The sequence below is a fragment of the Streptomyces sp. PL-25 genome (assembly GCF_058344915.1).
Genome location: NZ_CP136997.1, coordinates 1,556,645 through 1,572,334 on the forward strand (window position 1 = coordinate 1,556,645; position 15,690 = coordinate 1,572,334).

Below are 15,690 nucleotides of genomic sequence, written 5' to 3' on the forward strand. Positions count from 1 at the left end.
CGCGGACACCCTGAGTGAGGACCATCGCCATGCGCGGCTGCCGACCGAGGTTCATCAGCGATTCCCTGACCGACCCCGCGGCCGGCTGACCCGATGGGTGCCGATCGCGTCTTCGCGTACGGCGCCGCCGCCGGCCTCCTCGGTGACCTGTTCCTCGGCGACCCGCGCCGCGGGCATCCGGTCGCCGTGTTCGGGCGGGCCGCGGGCGCCGTCGAACGTGTGCTGTGGCACGACCACCGTGGCTGGGGCGCGCTGCACACCGCCGTGTGCGCCGGTGGCGCCGTCGCGCTGGGGGCCGCCGCCGCCCGCGCCGCCCGCGCCCCCCGCTTCCCGTACACCGCCTCCGTCCTGCTGACCGGCGCCGCCACCTGGGCCGTGGTCGGCGGCACCTCGCTGGCCCGCGAGGCCCGCGCCGTCGGACGGGCCCTGGAGTCCGGCGACATCGAGGCCGCACGGGCGCGGCTGCCGCATCTGTGCGGACGCGACCCGCAGGCGCTGGACGCCGCCCAGATCGCCCGCGCGGTCGTCGAGTCGGTCGCCGAGAACACCTCCGACGCCGTGGTCGGCGCCCTCGTCTGGGGTGCCGTCGCGGGCGTGCCCGGCCTTCTCGGCTTCCGTGCCGTCAACACCCTGGACGCCATGGTCGGCCACAAGTCGCCCCGCCACCGGCGCTTCGGCTGGGCCTCCGCCCGCCTCGACGACCTGGCCGGCTGGCCGGGCGCCCGGCTGACCGCCGTCCTGGCCACCGCCGCGGGCGGCGATCCGCGCGGCGCCGTACGGGCCTGGCGCGCGGACGCCGGACGGCACCCGAGCCCCAACGCCGGGCCGGTGGAAGCCTCGTTCGCGGGCGCGCTCGGCGTCCGCCTCGGCGGCACGCTGTCGTACGCCGGGCGCGTGGAGCACCGGCCGGTGCTGAACGGCGCGGCGGGGCGCGCGGTGCAGGCCGGTGACATCGACCGGGCCGTACGGCTCTCACGGCGCGTGAGCTGGCTCGCGCTCGGCACGTGTGCCGCCGTGAAGCTCCTGTGCGGCCGTCGCGACCGTCGGACGAAGGGACGTACGTCATGAGCGGTGGCCGGGGCGGCGGGCTGCTCGTCGCCGGGACCACCTCCGACGCCGGCAAGAGCGTCGTCACCGCCGGGATCTGCCGGTGGCTGGTGCGCCAGGGTGTCAAGGTCGCGCCGTTCAAGGCGCAGAACATGTCCCTCAACTCGTTCGTCACCCGCGAGGGCGCCGAGATCGGCCGGGCACAGGCCATGCAGGCGCAGGCGTGCCGGATCGAGCCGACCGCGCTGATGAACCCGGTGCTGCTCAAGCCGGGCGGCGAGCAGAGCAGCCAAGTGGTGCTGCTGGGCAGGCCGGTGGGCGAGCTGAGCGCGCGCGGCTACCACGGCGGGCGCCAGCAGCGGCTGCTGGGCACGGTGCTGGACTGCCTGGCCGAACTGCGCGGCTCCTACGACGCGGTGATCTGCGAGGGCGCGGGCAGCCCGGCCGAGATCAATCTGCGCCGCACCGACATCGTCAACATGGGCATCGCGCGCGGCGCGCGGCTGCCGGTGGTCGTCGTCGGCGACATCGACCGCGGCGGCGTCTTCGCCTCCTTCTTCGGCACCGTGGCCCTGCTCTCCCCCGAGGACCAGGAGCTGGTCGCCGGCTTCCTCGTCAACAAGTTCCGCGGCGACGTCTCACTGCTCGAACCCGGCATCGGCATGCTGCACGGGCTCACCGGGCGGCACACCTACGGGGTGCTGCCCTTCCGGCACGGGCTCGGCATCGACGAGGAGGACGGGCTGCGGGTGTCGCTGCGCGGTGCCGTACGGGAGTCCGCCGTGGCGCCGCCGGTCGGCGAGGACGTGCTGCGGGTCGCCGTCTGCGCCGTCCCGCTGATGTCCAACTTCACCGACGTGGACGCGCTGGCCGCCGAACCGGGCGTCGTCGTGCGGTTCGTGGACCGGCCCGAGGAACTGGCCGACGCCGATCTCGTGGTGGTCCCGGGCACCCGCGGCACCGTGCGGGCGCTGGACTGGCTGCGCGAGCGGGGCCTCGCGGACGCGCTGCGGCGCCGGACCGCCGAGGGACGGCCCGTCCTCGGCGTCTGCGGCGGCTTCCAGCTCCTCGGCGAGCACATCGAGGACGACGTCGAGAGCCGCCGCGGCCGGGTCGACGGGCTCGGACTGCTGCCCGTACGCGTCCGGTTCGCCCCGGACAAGACCCTCGCCCGGCCCGCGGGGACGGCCCTCGGCGAGCGGGTCGAGGGCTACGAGATCCATCACGGCGTCGCCGACGTCACCGGCGGCGAACCCTTCCTTGACGGCTGCCGGGCCGGCTCGGTCTGGGGCACGCACTGGCACGGCTCGCTGGAGTCGGACGGCTTCCGCCGGGCCTTCCTGCGGGTGGTCGCCGCCGCCGCGGGCCGCCGTTTCGTGCCCTCGCCCACCACGTCGTTCGCCGCGCTGCGCGAGGAGCAGCTCGACCGGCTCGGCGACCTGATCGAACAGCACGCGGACACGGACGCGCTGTGGCGGCTCATCGAGTCCGGCGCGCCGCAAGGACTGCCTTTCATTCCACCGGGAGCGCCCGCATGAGCACAGTGTTGTTGTTGTCCACCGCCGACACCGATCTGCTGGCGGCCCGCGCCTGCGGGGCGTCCTACCGGATCGGCAACCCGACCCGGGTGGACGTGACCGGTGAGCTGCCCGCGCTGCTGGACGGCGCGGACCTCGCCGTGGTGCGGCTGCTGGGCGGCAAGCGTGCCTGGGAGGACGGGCTCGCCGCGCTGAGGGCGTCCGGTGTGCCGACCGTGCTGCTGGGCGGCGAGAGCGTGCCGGACGCGGAGCTGATGGCCGAGTCGTCGGTGCCCGCCGGTGTGGTCGCCGAGGCGCTGCGCTACCTGGTGGAGGGCGGCCCGGCCAACCTCGCCGAGCTGGCCCGGTTCCTGTCCGACACGGTGCTGCTGACCGGCGAGGGCTTCGAGGAGCCGCGCCGGATGCCGGAGTTCGGGGTGCGCGGGGAGCGCCCGCGCGTGCCGGGCCGCCCCACGGTCGGTGTGCTCTTCTACCGCGCCCACGAACTGAGCGGCAACACCGCCTTCGTGGACACCCTGTGCGAGGCGATCGAGGCGCACGGCGCCAACGCGCTGCCGGTGTACTGCGGTTCGCTGCGCGGCGCCGACCCGGGGCTGTACGAGATCCTCGGGCAGACCGACGCCCTGGTGGCCACCGTCCTGGCGGCCGGCGGCACCCACGCCTCGCAGGCGTCGGCGGGCGGCGACGAGGAGGCGTGGGACATCGGCGCCCTCGCCGACCTCGACGTCCCGGTGCTCCAGGGGCTGTGCCTGACCTCCTCGCGGGCCGCCTGGGACGCCTCCGACGCGGCCCTGTCCCCCATGGACGCGGCGATGCAGGTCGCCATCCCCGAGTTCGACGGACGGCTGATCACCGTCCCGTTCTCCTTCAAGGAGCAGGGACCCGACGGCGTACCGGTGTACGTCGCCGACCCCGGGCGGGCGGCCCGGGTCGCCGGGATCGCCGTGCGGCACGCCCGGCTCGGGTACACGCCGAACGCCGAGAAGAAGGTCGCGCTGGTCTTCACCGCGTACCCGACGAAGCACTCCCGGGTCGGCAACGCCGTCGGCCTGGACACGCCCGCCTCGGCGGTACGGGTCCTGGACGCGCTGCGGGAGGCCGGGTACGGGCTCACGGAGTACCCGGACAACGGCGACGAGCTGATCCACCGGCTGATCGAGGCCGGCGGCCACGACGTGGAGTGGCTGACGGAGGACCAGCTGGCCGCCGCGCCCGCGCGGGTGCCGCTGGCCGACTACCGGGCCTGGTTCGAGACGCTGGACCCGGCGCTGCGGGAGGCGATGACCGAGGCGTGGGGCGAGCCGCCGGGCAGCCTGTACGTGGACGGCGACGACATCGTGCTGGCGTCCCTGCGGTTCGGCAACGTGGTCGTGATGATCCAGCCGCCGCGCGGCTTCGGCGAGAACCCGATCGCGATCTACCACGACCCCGACATGCCGCCCTCGCACCACTACCTGGCGGCCTACCGCTGGCTGGACCACAGCTTCGGCGCCGACGCGGTCGTGCACATGGGCAAGCACGGCACCATGGAGTGGCTGCCGGGCAAGGGCCTGGGCCTGAGCGGCGGCTGCGCCCCGGACGCGGTCCTCGGCGATCTGCCGCTGATCTACCCGTTCATCGTCAACGACCCCGGTGAGGGCACCCAGGCCAAGCGCCGCGGGCACGCCACCGTCGTCGACCACCTGGTGCCGCCGATGGCCCGCGCCGACACCTACGGCGACCTGGCCAAGCTGGAACAGCTCCTGGACGAGTACGCGCTCGTCTCCGACCTGGACCCGGTCAAGGCCCCGGCCGTGCGCGCGCAGATCTGGACCCTGGTCAAGGCCGCCGAGCTCCACCACGACCTGCATGTGGACGAGCAGCCCGACGACGAGGCGTTCGACGAGTTCGTCATGCACATCGACGGCTACCTCTGCGAGATCAAGGACGTGCAGATCCGCGACGGACTGCACATCCTGGGCGGCGGACCGGTCGGCGAGCCCCGGGTGAACCTGGTGCTGGCCGTGCTGCGCGCCTCACAGGTGTGGGGCGGGCAGGCGAACGCGCTGCCGGGCCTGCGGGCGGCGCTGGCCGCGCACTTCGGGCTGGTGGAGAAGGAGCTGCTGGCCGAGCCGGGCGCCGCGGTGAAGGTGCCGGCGGAGCTGACCGCCCTGGTGGACGGCCCGGCGCGGACGGCGGCGGACACGATCGATCTGCTGGAGACGCTGTGCCGGCGGTTCGCCGAGGGCATGGAGGAGCGCGGCTGGGACCGGGCCGCCGTTCCCGCGCTGGTGGCCGGGGTGCTCGGCGGTGAACTCCCCGAGGCCGTGGCCGTGCTGGAGTTCGCCTGCACGGAGGTGGTGCCCCGGCTGGCCCGGACCACCGACGAGATCGGGCACATCCTGCGGGCGCTGGACGGCGGCTACGTCCCGGCCGGTCCCTCGGGCTCGCCGACGCGCGGTCTGGTCAATGTGCTGCCGACCGGCCGGAACTTCTACTCCGTCGACCCCAAGGCGATCCCGTCGCGGCTGAGCTGGGAGGTCGGGCAGTCCCTCGCGGACTCGCTGGTGCAGCGGTACCTCCAGGACACCGGCGCGTACCCGAGGTCGGTCGGTCTGACGGTGTGGGGCACCTCCGCGATGCGCACCCAGGGCGACGACATCGCGGAGATCCTGGCGCTGCTGGGCTGCCGCCCGGTGTGGGACGACGCCTCGCGCCGGGTCACCGGCTTCGAGATCGTCCCGCCGGAGGAGCTGGGCCGGCCGCGCGTCGACGTCACGGTCCGTATCTCCGGCTTCTTCCGGGACGCGTTCCCGCACGTGGTCGGGCTGATCGACGACGCGGTCCGGGCGGTGGCGGAGCTGGACGAACCCGCCGAGTCCAACTACGTACGGGCGCACGCGGACGAGGACACCGCCGAGCACGGCGACCGGCGCCGGGCCACGGCCCGCATCTTCGGTTCCAAGCCGGGCGCCTACGGCGCGGGCCTGCTGCCGCTGATCGACGCCCGCAACTGGCGCTCGGACGCGGACCTCGCCGAGGTGTACGCGGTGTGGGGCGGCTACGCCTACGGGCGCGGGCTCGACGGGCGGGCGGCGCGCGGCGACATGGAGACGGCGTTCCGGCGGATCGCGGTGGCCGCGAAGAACGTCGACACGAGGGAACACGACATCGTCGACGCCGACGACTACTTCCAGTACCACGGCGGCATGGTCGCCATGGTGCGGCATCTGACGGGGGGCAGCCCCGAGGCGTACGTCGGCGACTCCGCCGTGCCCGACCAGGTGAGGACCCGCACGCTGGGCGAGGAGACCCACCGCGTCTTCCGGGCCCGGGTGGTCAACCCGCGCTGGATGGCCGCCATGCGCCGGCACGGCTACAAGGGCGCCTTCGAGATGGCCGCGACCGTGGACTACCTGTTCGGGTACGACGCGACGGCGGGCGTGGTCGACGACTGGATGTACGAGAAGTTGTCGGCGGAGTACGTGTTCTCGCCGGAGAACCAGGAGTTCATGCGCAAGTCCAACCCGTGGGCGCTGCGCGGCATCACCGAACGGCTCCTGGAGGCCGCCGAGCGCGGGCTGTGGGCGGAGCCGGACGCGGACACGCTGGAGCGGCTGCGCGCCACGTATCTGGAGCTGGAGGGCGACTTGGAGGGTGACGAGAAGTGAGTACCCCGTTTCCGTTCACGGCGGTCGTGGGTCAGGACGACCTGCGGCTCGCGCTGCTGCTGAACGCCGTCTCCCCGGCGGTCGGCGGGGTGCTGGTCCGCGGCGAGAAGGGCACCGCGAAGTCCACCGCCGTGCGGGCGCTGTCGGCGCTGCTGCCCGCGGTGGACGTGGTCGCCGGGTGCCGGTTCTCCTGCGACCCGGACTCGCCCGACCCGTCCTGCCCGGACGGACCGCACGAGCCGGGGGCGTTCGAGACGCGTCCGGCGCGGATGGTCGAGCTGCCCGTGGGCGCCTCCGAGGACCGGCTGGTGGGCGCGCTGGACATCGAGCGGGCGCTCGCGGAGGGCGTGAAGGCGTTCGAGCCGGGGCTGCTCGCCGACGCGCACCGCGGCATCCTGTACGTCGACGAGGTCAACCTGCTCCACGACCATCTGGTCGACCTGCTGCTGGACGCCGCCGCCATGGGCGCCTCCTACGTGGAACGCGAGGGCGTCTCCGTCCGGCACGCCGCGCGGTTCCTGCTGGTGGGGACCATGAACCCGGAGGAGGGCGAGCTGCGCCCGCAGCTCCTGGACCGGTTCGGGCTGACCGTGGAGGTGGCCGCCTCGCGGGAGCCGGACCAGCGGGTCGAGGTGGTGCGCAGGAGGCTGGCGTACGACGACGATCCGGCCGGTTTCGCGGCGCGCTGGGCCGACGAGGAGGCCGCGGTGCGCGCCCGGATCGCGGCGGCGCGGGAGCTGCTGCCGCGGGTGCGGCTCGGTGACGCGGCGCTGCGGCAGATCGCGGCGACCTGCGCGGCCTTCGAGGTCGACGGCATGCGCGCCGACATCGTGATGGCGCGCACGGCGACCGCGCTGGCCGCGTGGGCGGGGCGGACCGATGTGCTCGCCGAGGACGTGCGGCAGGCCGCGCTGCTGGCGCTGCCGCACCGGCGGCGGCGCAATCCGTTCGACGCCCCGGGCCTGGACGAGGACAAGCTGGACGAGACGCTCCAGGAGTACGCCGGTCCCGAGGACGACGACGATCCCGACCCGGACCCCGACCCGGACCCCGGTCCGGGGACGGACGGGCCGGGCGGGGGCGGCGGGCAGCCGGAGCCCGAGGACGGCGGTGGGCAGGACGGCGAGAGCGGCGCGCGGCCCGAGCAGGACCGGAAGGACGAGCAGGGCGGCGAGCCGCAGCCGTCCGGGGCGGGCGCGGGCGAGCAGGCCGCCGTGGGGGCGGCGGAGCCGTTCCGTACCAAGGTGCTCAGTGTCCCGGGGCTCGGCGAGGGTGCCGCCGGGCGGCGCTCCCGGGCGCGGACCGAGCACGGGCGGACGACCGGCGCGCGGCGGCCGCGCGGCACGCTGACCAAGCTGCACCTGGCGGCGACCGTGCGGGCGGCGGCGCCGCACCAGCGGGCGCGGGGCCGGTCGGGGCCCGGTCTGGTGGTCCGCCGGGACGATCTGCGGCAGGCGACCCGGGAGGGGCGCGAGGGCAACCTCGTGCTCTTCGTGGTGGACGCGTCCGGGTCGATGGCGGCGCGGCAGCGGATGAGCGCGGTCAAGGGTGCCGTGCTGTCGCTGCTGCTGGACGCCTACCAGCGGCGGGACAAGGTGGGTCTGGTGACCTTCCGGGGGTCCTCGGCCGAGGTGGCGCTGCCGCCGACCTCGTCGGTGGACGCGGCGGCGGTCCGGCTCCGGTCGCTGCCGACCGGCGGGCGTACGCCGCTGGCGGCCGGGCTGCTGCGGGCGCACGAGGTGCTGCGGGTGGAGCGGCTGCGCGATCCGGCGCGGCGTCCGCTGCTCGTGGTCGTCACCGACGGCCGGGCGACGGGCGGCCCCGAGCCGGTCGCCCTGGCCGAGCGGGCGGCGCGGCTGCTGGCGGCCGAACAGGTCGCCTCGGTGGTCGTGGACTGCGAGTCGGGTCCGGTGCGGCTGGGGCTGGCCGGACGCCTCGCCGGTGAGCTGGGCGGTACGCCGGTGACGCTGGACGAGCTGCGGGCCGACAGCATCGCCGGTCTGGTCCGGGATGTGCAGGGGACGTCGAGGAGGGCCGCGTAGTGCCGCAGGGACAGCCGAGTGCCGTGCCGGACGACGGGCTGACCACGCGTCAGCGCCGCAACCGGGCGCTGGTGGTCGTGCACACGGGGATCGGCAAGGGCAAGTCGACGGCCGCGTTCGGGCTGGCGCTGCGCGCCTGGAACCAGGGCTGGCCGATCGGGGTGTTCCAGTTCGTCAAGTCGGCGAAGTGGCGGGTCGGCGAGGAGCGGGCGCTGCGTGTGCTCGGCGACTCCGGCGAGGGCGGCAGCGTCGTCTGGCACAAGATGGGCGAGGGCTGGTCGTGGGTCCAGCGGGACGCGCAGACGGACAACGAGGCCAAGGCCCGCGAGGGCTGGGAGCAGGTCAAGCGCGACCTGGCCGCCGAGACGTACCGGCTGTACGTGCTCGACGAGTTCGCGTACCCGATGCACTGGGGCTGGGTGGACACCGACGAGGTCGTGGAGGTGCTGCGCGGCCGGCCGGGGAACCAGCACGTGGTGATCACCGGGCGCAACGCGCCGGAGAAGCTGGTGGGGGCCGCCGACCTCGTCACCGACATGTCCAAGGTCAAGCACCCGATGGACGCGGGGCAGAAGGGCCAGCGGGGCATCGAGTGGTGACGCCGTGCTGACCTCCCCCTCCCCCGCCTCGTCCCCCGCGTCCGTGCCGCGGCTGGTCGTCGCCGCGCCGGCCTCCGGCAGCGGCAAGACCACCGTGGCCACCGGTCTGATGGCCGCGCTGGCCGGGCGCGGTCTCGCCGTGTCCCCGCACAAGGTGGGGCCGGACTACATCGACCCCGGGTACCACGCGCTCGCCACCGGGCGGACCGGGCGCAATCTCGACGCCTTCCTGTGCGGCCCCGAGCTGATCGCGCCGCTATTCCTGCACGGGGCGCGCGGATGCGACATCGCCGTCGTCGAGGGCGTGATGGGGCTGTACGACGGGGCGGCCGGGCAGGGCGAGCTGGCGTCCACCGCGCAGGTGGCGAAGCTGCTGCGGGCGCCGGTCGTGCTGGTGGTCGACGCGTCCTCGCAGTCGCGGTCGGTGGCGGCGCTGGTGCACGGGTTCGTGACGTGGGACCCGCTGGTGCGGATCGGGGGCGTGATCCTCAACAAGGTCGGCTCCGACCGGCACGAGGAGCTGCTGCGCCAGGCGCTGGAGTCGGTGGGGGTGCCGGTGCTGGGGGTGCTGCGGCGGGCGCCGCAGGTGGACACGCCGTCCCGGCATCTGGGTCTGGTGCCGGTCGCCGAGCGGCAGGGCGCGGCGGTGGAGGCGGTCGCCGCGATGGGCGCGCAGGTCGAGCGGGGCTGCGACCTGGCCGCGCTGGAGGCGCTGGCGCGGTCGGCGGGGCCGCTGCCCGGCGACCGCGCCCCCTGGGATCCCGGGGGCCCGGCGCCCGGCCCCGGCGGCGGGCGCGCGCCCGTGGTCGCCGTGGCCGGCGGGGCCGCGTTCACCTTCTCCTACGCCGAGCACGCCGAGCTGCTGGCCGCGGCCGGCGCGGAGGTCGTCGCCCTGGATCCGCTGACGGACGAGAAGCTGCCGGAGGGCACCGCCGGGCTGGTCGTCGGCGGCGGGTTCCCGGAGGTCTACGCCGCCGAGCTGTCGGCCAACGAGCCGCTGCGCGAGGCGGTCGCCGCGCTGGCGCTGTCCGGGGCCCCGGTGGCCGCCGAGTGCGCCGGGCTGCTGTATCTGTGCCGGGAGCTGGACGGGAAGCCGATGTGCGGGGTGCTGGACGCCACCGCGCGGATGACGGACCGGCTGACCCTCGGTTACCGGGACGCGGTGGCCGTCTCCGACAGCGCGCTGGCGCCGGCCGGTACGCGGATGCGGGGGCACGAGTTCCACCGCACCGCCGTGGAGCCCGGTGCCGGTGAGGCGGCCGCCTGGGGCCTGCGGGCCCCGGTGCGCCGGGTCGAGGGTTTCGTGCGCCGGGGCGTGCACGCGAGTTATCTGCACACGCACTGGGCGTCCGAGCCCGGTGTGGCCCGTCGGTTCGTGGAAAGGTGCCGGACGTCATGAGCAGCAGGCTGGTCGGAGTGGGTGTCGGGCCGGGTGATCCGGAGCTGGTGACCGTCAAGGGCGTGAACGCGCTGCGCGCGGCCGACGTCGTGGTGGTGCCGGTCATGGACACCGGGGAGCGCGGGCGCGCGGAGGCGACCGTGCTGCACTACGTGCCGTCGGACAAGGTCGTGCGGGTGGTGTTCGCGCTGAACGAGCGGACCGACCGGGCGCGGCGCGAGGCGGCGTGGGACGCGGCCGGGGAGCGGGTCGCCGGGCTGCTGCGGGAGCACGGGAGCGTGGCCTTCGCGACCATCGGCGACCCGAATGTCTATTCGACGTTCACGTATCTGGCGCAGACCGTGGCCGCTCTGGTGCCGGGCACGGTGGTGGAGACGGTGCCGGGGATCACCGCGATGCAGGACCTGGCGGCCCGCTCGGGCGCGGTGCTGACCGAGGGCACGGAGCCGCTGACGCTGGTGCCGGTGACCGCCGGCGCGGCGGTGCTCAAGGACGCGCTGAACGGGCCGGGGACGGTCGTGGCGTACAAGTTCGGGCGGCAGGCGGCCGAGGTCGCCGAGGCGCTGCGGGACAGCGGGCGGCTCGACGACGCCGTATGGGGTTCGGCGCTGGGGCTGCCGGAGGAGTCGGTGCGGCCGGCCGCCGAGCTGGACGGTGCTCCGCTGCCGTATCTGTCGACGCTGATCGCACCGGCGCGGCGCGCGGGCGGGCGGGGCGGCAAGCTGTGAGTGCCGCCGTCCGGGAGCGTGCCCGGGGCCGCTCAGGCCGCCAGGCCCACCACGAGCCAGACGAACGCGACGCCCGCCACCGTGCACAGCAGGGTGGAGCGGGCCGGGTGCTCGTGGTGGGCCTCGGGCAGGATCTCGGCGGCGGAGAGGTAGAGGAGCACGCCGGCGAAGAGGCCGAGATAGCCGCCGAGGAACCACTCGGGGATGGTGACGAACGTGGTCGAGGCGGCGCCGACCACGGGGGCCAGCGCGTCCGCGACGAGCATCGCGATCGCCTTGCGGCGGGCGTTGCCGTACAGGCTGGTCAGGGTGAAGGTGTTGAAACCGTCCGCGAAGTCGTGGGCGATCACGGCGAGGGCGACGGCGATGCCCATGCCGCCGCCGATCTGGAAGGCGGCGCCTATCGCCACGCCGTCCATGGCGCTGTGCCCGACCAGCGCGGCGGCTGCGGTCAGGCCCACCTCGGCCGAGCGGTGCCGGTGGCCCTCCTCGCCGCCGTGCGCGGCCTGCCGGGCGGCCAGCAGCCGCTCGACGAGATGGGCCAGCAGGAATCCGGCCACGAACAGCAGCAGGGCCGCGGGGACGCCGAACACCTCCCGGCCCACCGCGTCGAGCGCTTCGGGCAGCAGATCGAGTCCGACCACACCGAGCATCAGGCCGCCGGCCAGTCCGAGGACCAGATGGCGGCGGTCGGTGACCCGCTGTGCCGTCCAGCCGCCGGCCAGCGTCATCAGGAACGCGCCGAGCGCGACGAAGACCGCCATGTGCCCTTGCTATCCGATCAACCCCCGATCGCGCACATCCGGCCACTTCCCGACCACCACACACCATGACATTCCGTACGAGAGGACCCGACCCCATGGCCGATGCCCCCACCGGCAAGGTGACCTTCGTCGGTGCCGGTCCCGGCGCCGCCGACCTGCTGACCTTCCGCGCCGCACGGGCGATCGCCGAGGCCGACGTGGTGATCTGGGCGGCCAGCCTGGTCCAGGCCGAGGTGCTGGAGCACGCCCGCGCGGACGCGGAGATCCTGGACTCGGCCACCATGTCCCTGGAGGACGTCGTCGCCGTGTACGAGCGGGCCCGCGCCGAGGGCCTGAGGGTGGCGCGGATCCACTCCGGCGACCCGGCGCTGTGGGGCGGTACGCAGGAGCAGCTGGACCGGTGCGCGGACCTCGGCATCGAGACGGAGATCGTGCCCGGGGTGTCGTCCTTCTCCGCCGTGGCGGCGCTCGCCGGGCGCGAGCTGACCATCCCGGAGGTGGCGCAGTCGGTCGTCCTGACCCGGCTCGGCGGCGGCAAGACGCCGATGCCGCCCGGCGAGGAGGTGCGCGAGTTCGCCCGGCACGGCACCACCATGGCCGTCTTCCTGTCGGCGGCCCGCAGCGGTCAGCTGGTGCGGGAGCTGCTGGAGGGCGGCTATCCGACGTCGACGCCGGTCGTGGTGGCCCACCAGGCGACCTGGCCGGAGGAGCTGGTCGTCAAGTGCACGATCGGCACCCTGGAGGAGACCGTCAAGGAGCACCGGCTCTGGAAGCACACCCTCTTCCTGGTCGGCCCGGCGCTCGGCGCGCACGGCACCCGCTCCCACCTGTACCACCCGGGGCACTTCCACGGCTTCCGCAAGGCCGACCCGGAGGCCCGCAAGGCCCTGCGCGCGCGGGGTGCGAGCACGTGATCACGGTCGTCGGCACGGGGACGGGCGTCTCCGGGGGCGTGGGCGCCGACGCCGTCGCCGGGGCCGCGCTCGTCGTGGGCGGGCGGCGGCACCTGGACGCCGCCGCGCTGCCCGAGGGCACCCGGCGGGTGGTGCTGGGGCCGCTGGCGCCCGCGCTGGACGCGATCGCCGAGTGCGCCGGGGCGGGACGGCGCGCGGTCGTGCTGGCCTCGGGCGATCCGGGGTTCTTCGGGATCGTACGGGCGCTGGCGGAGCGGTTCGGGCCCAGGGCGCTGGACGTGCGGCCGGGGGTGTCCTCGGTGGCCGCCGCGTTCGCGCGGGTGGGGCTGCCGTGGGAGGACGCCGTGGTGGTCAGCGCGCACGGACGGGAGCTGCGGACCGCGGTCAACGTGTGCAGGGCCCGGCCGAAGGTGGCCGTGCTGACCGGTCCGGGCGCGGGCCCCGCCGAGCTGGGCGCCGCGCTGACGCGGCATCCGGCCGGTGACCGGGTGCTGGTGGTGGCCTCGGCGCTGGGCGGCGACCGCGAGCGCGTGGAGCGGGTCACGCCCGCCGAGGCCGCCGCCCGGGACTGGGGCACGGCGGTCAACGTGGTGCTCTGCCTGGACGAGGCGCGGGCGCTGGGCGCCGTGCGGACGCTCGCCGGGCCGCCGCCGCCCGCCCCGGGCTGGGCGCTGCCGGAGGACGCCTTCGCGCACCGCGACTCGATGATCACCAAGGCGGAGGTGCGGGCGCTGGCCCTGGCCCGGCTCGGGCCGCGCACCGGCGACCTGGTGTGGGACGTCGGCGCCGGTTCGGGTTCGGTGGCCGTGGAGTGCGCCCGGCTGGGCGCGGCGGTCGTCGCGGTGGAGAAGACCGCGGACGGCGTGGAGCGGGTGCGGGCCAACGCGGCCGCGCACGGCGTGGACGTGGCCGTGGTCCACGGGACGGCGCCCGGCGCGCTGGCCGGGCTCGACGCCGATCCGGACGCCGTGTTCGTCGGCGGCGGCGGGCGCGACCTGCCGGCCGTCGTCGGGGTGTGCGCGCGCCGGGCCCGCCGTACGGTCGTGGTCGCGCTGGCCGCCCTCGACCGGGTGCCCACCGCCCGGCAGGCGCTCCTCGACGCCGGGCTGACCTGCGACGGCGTACTGCTCCAGGCGTCCCGGCTCGCGCCGCTGCCGGGGGACGTGACCCGGCTCGCGGCAACCCATCCCGTTTTCCTGCTGTGGGGCGTACGGCCCCCGGCGGCCCCCGGCGAAGGGTCCCCGGCGGCCCTGCCCGAAAACGGATCCGAAGAAGAATCCGAAGAAGGAGTTGTCCAGTGATCGGCCTCATTTCCGCCACCGCGGCGGGCGCGGTGGCGCGGGACCGGCTGGCGGCCGCGTGGCCGGAGCGCACCCAGGTCTACGACGGGCCCGCGGGCGACGCCGTACGGGCCGCGTTCGCCGAGTGCGAGCAGCTCGTGTGCTTCCTGGCCACGGGCGCCGTGGTCCGGCTGATCGCGCCGCTGCTGGCGGACAAGGCGTCCGACCCGGGCGTGGTCTGCGTCGACGAGGGCGGCCGGTTCGCCGTGTCGCTGGTCGGCGGGCACGGCGGCGGCGCCAACCAGCTGGCCGGAGAGGTCGCCGGGGTGCTGGGCGCCGCGCCGGTGGTGACGACCGCGACGGACGCCGCGGGACTGGCCGGTCTGGACACCCTCGGCCTGCCCGTCGAGGGCGACGTGGCCGGGGTGTCGCGGGCGCTGCTGGACGGGGTGCCGGTACGGCTCGACGCCGAGGTGCCCTGGCCGCTGCCCGCGCTGCCCCTCGCGCCCCCCGGAACGGCGGCCGACTACGCCGTACGGGTGACGGACCGGGCGGTCGCGGCGGGCGGCCGCGAGGTGGTCCTCAGACCGCCGTCCCTGGCCGTCGGCGTGGGCGCCTCCGCCGGGGCGCCCGCCGAAGAGGTGCTGCACCTGGTCGAGGACGCGCTGCGCGAGGCCGGGCTGTCCCCGCGCAGCGTCGCCCACCTGGCCACGGTGGACGCCAAGGCCGGCGAACCCGGCATCGTCGCCGCGGCCGAGGCGCTGGGCGTGCCCCTCGTGACGTACTCCGCCGCCGAGCTGGCCGGGGTCGACGTGCCCCACCCGTCCGACGCGCCGCTCGCCGCCGTCGGCACCCCCTCGGTCGCCGAGGCCGCCGCCCTGCTCGGCGGCGGTGAACTCCTCGTCCCCAAGCGGAAGTCGGCGCGGGCGGACGGACGGCCCGCGATGGCGACGTGCGCGGTCGTACGGCGGCCGGTGCGCGGGCGGCTCGCGGTGGTCGGGCTCGGCCCCGGCGCCCGGGACCTGCTGACCCCGCGCGCCCGCGGCGAACTGCGCCGCGCCTCCGTCCTGGTGGGGCTCGACCAGTACGTCGACCAGATCCGCGACCTGCTGCGGCCGGGCACCCGGATCCTGGAGTCGGGGCTCGGCGCCGAGGAGGAGCGGGCCAGGACCGCCGTCGCCGAGGCCCGCGCCGGGCACGCCGTCGCGCTGATCGGCAGCGGCGACGCCGGGGTGTACGCCATGGCCTCGCCCGCGCTCGCCGAGGCGTCCGACGACATCGAGGTGGCCGGGGTGCCGGGGGTCACGGCGGCGCTCGCGGCCGGGGCGATCCTGGGCGCGCCGCTCGGGCACGACCATGTCTCGATCAGCCTGTCCGACCTGCACACCCCGTGGGAGGTCATCGAGCGGCGGGTGCGGGCCGCCGCCGAGTCCGATCTCGTCGTGACCTTCTACAACCCCCGTTCGCGGGGCCGGGACTGGCAGCTGCCCGAGGCGCTGGCGATCCTGGCCGGGCACCGGGACCCGAAGACACCGGTCGGTGTCGTGCGCAACGCCTCACGGCCCGACGAGTCGAGCCGGCTGACCACGCTGGCCGCGCTCGACCCGGCGACCGTGGACATGATGACCGTCGTGACCGTGGGCAACACGGCGACCCGGCGGATCGCGGGCCGCATGGTGACCCCGCGCGGCTACCGCTGGCAGGGGGAGCACGCGTGAGCGCCGGTGCC

11 protein-coding genes are annotated in these 15,690 nt (G+C 75.6%); 10 read left to right on the top strand and 1 reads right to left on the bottom strand.

The features are described 5' to 3' along the window. The first annotated feature begins 93 nt into the window (after positions 1-93). The 7 genes from R4Z62_RS06920 to cobI are packed head-to-tail and all read left to right on the top strand — an operon-like array spanning position 94 to position 11,003. Entirely contained in the window at positions 94-1,068 is a 975-nt protein-coding gene (locus R4Z62_RS06920) for a cobalamin biosynthesis protein (protein WP_491519349.1), read from the top strand. Beyond that, positions 1,065-2,585, top strand: coding sequence for a cobyric acid synthase (locus R4Z62_RS06925; RefSeq protein WP_491519350.1), 1,521 nt, complete (start codon positions 1,065-1,067; stop codon positions 2,583-2,585). The genes R4Z62_RS06920 and R4Z62_RS06925 overlap by 4 nt, the downstream gene beginning before the upstream one ends. After that, positions 2,582-6,235, top strand: coding sequence for a cobaltochelatase subunit CobN (cobN, locus tag R4Z62_RS06930; protein ID WP_491519351.1), 3,654 nt, complete (start codon positions 2,582-2,584; stop codon positions 6,233-6,235). Before R4Z62_RS06925 ends, cobN begins: the two co-directional genes overlap by 4 nt. Continuing rightward, on the top strand, positions 6,232-8,277 hold the full coding sequence (locus tag R4Z62_RS06935; protein ID WP_491519352.1) for a putative cobaltochelatase: 2,046 nt from the start codon (positions 6,232-6,234) through the stop codon (positions 8,275-8,277). Before cobN ends, R4Z62_RS06935 begins: the two co-directional genes overlap by 4 nt. Continuing rightward, on the top strand, positions 8,277-8,876 hold the full coding sequence (gene cobO, locus R4Z62_RS06940) for a cob(I)yrinic acid a,c-diamide adenosyltransferase (protein ID WP_355481582.1): 600 nt from the start codon (positions 8,277-8,279) through the stop codon (positions 8,874-8,876). The genes R4Z62_RS06935 and cobO overlap by 1 nt, the downstream gene beginning before the upstream one ends. Before the next feature lie 4 nt (positions 8,877-8,880). Beyond that, a complete protein-coding gene (locus R4Z62_RS06945; RefSeq protein ID WP_491519353.1) occupies positions 8,881-10,275 on the top strand; it encodes a cobyrinic acid a,c-diamide synthase CobB in 1,395 nt (464 codons plus the stop codon). Beyond that, positions 10,272-11,003 carry a precorrin-2 C(20)-methyltransferase gene (cobI, locus tag R4Z62_RS06950; RefSeq protein ID WP_355481578.1) on the top strand — a complete coding sequence of 244 codons (732 nt, stop codon included), beginning with the start codon at positions 10,272-10,274 and terminating at the stop codon, positions 11,001-11,003. Before R4Z62_RS06945 ends, cobI begins: the two co-directional genes overlap by 4 nt. Positions 11,004-11,035: 32 nt before the next feature. Here the strand turns inward: cobI and R4Z62_RS06955 are convergent, their stop codons facing one another. Next, positions 11,036-11,767, bottom strand: a complete 732-nt coding sequence (locus R4Z62_RS06955; RefSeq protein ID WP_064532196.1) for a ZIP family metal transporter — start codon at positions 11,765-11,767, stop codon at positions 11,036-11,038. Between the two features lie 95 nt (positions 11,768-11,862). On the opposite strand from R4Z62_RS06955, the gene cobM reads away from it, so the two are divergent. Genes cobM through cobJ form a run of 3 tightly spaced genes read left to right on the top strand, consistent with a single transcriptional unit; the run spans position 11,863 to position 15,679 of the window. Then, the gene (gene cobM / locus R4Z62_RS06960) at positions 11,863-12,681 is read left to right on the top strand and encodes a precorrin-4 C(11)-methyltransferase (RefSeq protein ID WP_064532198.1); all 819 of its coding nucleotides are present in this window, start codon (positions 11,863-11,865) and stop codon (positions 12,679-12,681) included. Then, the gene (cbiE, locus tag R4Z62_RS06965) at positions 12,678-13,982 is read left to right on the top strand and encodes a precorrin-6y C5,15-methyltransferase (decarboxylating) subunit CbiE (protein ID WP_355481576.1); all 1,305 of its coding nucleotides are present in this window, start codon (positions 12,678-12,680) and stop codon (positions 13,980-13,982) included. Before cobM ends, cbiE begins: the two co-directional genes overlap by 4 nt. Next, positions 13,979-15,679: a precorrin-3B C(17)-methyltransferase gene (cobJ, locus tag R4Z62_RS06970; RefSeq protein WP_491519354.1), complete on the top strand. Its 1,701-nt coding sequence runs from the start codon at positions 13,979-13,981 to the stop codon at positions 15,677-15,679. The genes cbiE and cobJ overlap by 4 nt, the downstream gene beginning before the upstream one ends. Positions 15,680-15,690: the final 11 nt, after the last annotated feature.

What these genes read in the sequence shown, in the direction of transcription:
- R4Z62_RS06920 (WP_491519349.1), top strand. Translation starts at nt 94, where the DNA reads ATGGGTGCCGATCGCGTCTTCGCGTACGGCGCCGCCGCCGGCCTCCTC.
- R4Z62_RS06925 (WP_491519350.1), top strand. Translation starts at nt 1,065, where the DNA reads ATGAGCGGTGGCCGGGGCGGCGGGCTGCTCGTCGCCGGGACCACCTCC.
- cobN (WP_491519351.1), top strand. Translation starts at nt 2,582, where the DNA reads ATGAGCACAGTGTTGTTGTTGTCCACCGCCGACACCGATCTGCTGGCG.
- cobI (WP_355481578.1), top strand. Translation starts at nt 10,272, where the DNA reads ATGAGCAGCAGGCTGGTCGGAGTGGGTGTCGGGCCGGGTGATCCGGAG.
- R4Z62_RS06955 (WP_064532196.1), bottom strand. Translation starts at nt 11,767, where the DNA reads ATGGCGGTCTTCGTCGCGCTCGGCGCGTTCCTGATGACGCTGGCCGGC.
- cobM (WP_064532198.1), top strand. Translation starts at nt 11,863, where the DNA reads ATGGCCGATGCCCCCACCGGCAAGGTGACCTTCGTCGGTGCCGGTCCC.